Origin of the sequence: Micromonospora sp. D75 (genome assembly GCF_018070405.1) — a bacterium.
Classification (GTDB): Bacteria; Actinomycetota; Actinomycetes; order Mycobacteriales; family Micromonosporaceae; genus Micromonospora; species Micromonospora chalcea.
This window is the reverse complement of record NZ_JAGPXV010000930.1, coordinates 1-1,577: the sequence shown is the minus strand read 5'-3', so window position 1 is coordinate 1,577 and position 1,577 is coordinate 1. Positions and strand designations below refer to the sequence as shown.

Sequence of the window (1,577 nt, the reverse complement as noted above, 5' to 3'; positions counted from 1 at the left end):
ATCGGCTACCTCCGCGAGCCCGAGAGCGCTTTCCTGGAGATGACCGCCGAGATGACCCGGGCCAGCCGGGTCACCGCCACCGAGCTGCGCGCGGCCCTTCAGCGTCCGGACGCGCCGGTGGTGCTGGACGTCCGCAACGCCGGTGAGCGGGAGCAGGGCGCGGTGGACGGTTCCCGGCACATCCCGCTGGCCGAGCTGACCCACCGCCTCGGCGAGGTGCCCGCCGGCCGTCCCGTCGTCGTGCACTGCGCCGGCGGCTACCGCTCCTCGGTCGCCGCCAGCCTGCTGCGCGCCGCCGGCCACGACGACGTGTCCGACCTGCTCGGCGGGTACGGCGCCTGGCAGGGCCTGCACGCCGCGGCGTGAACCGCCGGCCCGGGCCGGCGGGTCCCCTTGCCCGCCCGGCCCGGGCTCTCCGATCGTGCCGCCAGGATTAGTACTCCCCTCGCATGGGCAGACATTTGTCATCGGACACGCGATCGAGGGAGCTGACGGCATGGCGAAGGGCGACATCGACACCTACCAGCAGGACGGGCAGTGGAAGAACCGCCCGGAGGGCAACGAGCGCGCGAGCAGCCGCCACGACACCAAGGCGGAGGCGGAGGCGGCCGGCCGGGAGATGGCGGTCGAGCGCGGCGCCGAGCACGTGATCAAGAAGCAGGACGGCACCATCGGCGAGAAGAACACGTACCCCCGCGAGCGCGACCCCCGGGACATCCCGGGCTGAGCCCGCACCCTCCCACGCCACGGCGCCGGACCTGCACGGGTCCGGTGCCGTAGCGCGTACCGGCGGGTAGTGAGTGGCTGGCTAAATAGTTTTGTTCGGTTCCTACAACGGCTCCCGCTCAGGCTTCGGCCGTTACGACATGGCGCCGTACGCGCGCAGGCGGAAGGGTGAGGCAAGCCGGGGGCATCGTCGCCACCCGGCGCGCCACCGTGGTTCTATCGAAGGGGACGGTCACGTGTTCACCCGTGTCGCCATCGTCAACCGTGGTGAGTCCGCGATGCGGCTCATCCACGCGGTCCGGGAACTGGCCGCGGAGACCGGCAGCCGGATCGAGACCGTCGCGCTGTACACCGACGTCGACCGTACCGCCACCTTCGTCCGCGAGGCGGACGTCGCCTACGACCTGGGCCCCGCGTCCGCCCGCCCGTACCTGGACCTGAAGGCGCTGGAACGCGCGCTGGTGGAGACCGGCGCGGACGCCGCCTGGGTCGGCTGGGGTTTCGTGGCCGAGGACCCGGCGTTCGCCGAGCTGTGCGAGAAGATCGGCGTGACGTTCGTCGGGCCGAGCCCGGACGCCATGCGCAAGCTCGGCGACAAGATCGGCGCGAAGCTGATCGCCGAGGAGGTCGGCGTGCCGGTCGCGCCGTGGAGCCGCGGCGCGGTGGAGAGCCTGGAGGACGCGCTGCGCGCGGCGGCCGACATCGGCTACCCGCTGATGCTGAAGGCCACGGCGGGTGGCGGCGGGCGCGGCATCCGGGTGATCCGCAGCGACGCCGAGCTGGCCGACGCCTACGAGCGCACCAGCCAGGAGGCGGCGCGGGCGTTCGGCAGCGGCGTGGTGTTCCTGGAG

Annotated in this window: 3 protein-coding genes; all 3 read left to right on the top strand. The window is 72.9% G+C overall.

Annotated elements, in window-relative coordinates:
• Positions 1–366: rhodanese-like domain-containing protein (locus KBX39_RS30795; RefSeq protein WP_210873909.1), on the top strand; the 366-nt coding region annotated here is incomplete at its 5' end.
• A gap of 130 nt (positions 367–496) precedes the next feature.
• Positions 497–727 carry a DUF2188 domain-containing protein gene (locus tag KBX39_RS30790; protein ID WP_030499192.1) on the top strand — a complete coding sequence of 77 codons (231 nt, stop codon included), beginning with the start codon at positions 497–499 and terminating at the stop codon, positions 725–727.
• Between the two features lie 235 nt (positions 728–962).
• On the top strand, positions 963–1,577 hold a 615-nt coding region (locus KBX39_RS30785), incomplete at its 3' end, for a biotin carboxylase N-terminal domain-containing protein (RefSeq protein WP_210873907.1).

Bases quoted from the DNA above. Each gene is read 5' to 3' on its own strand.
- KBX39_RS30790 (WP_030499192.1), top strand. From the start codon at position 497: ATGGCGAAGGGCGACATCGACACCTACCAGCAGGACGGGCAGTGGAAG.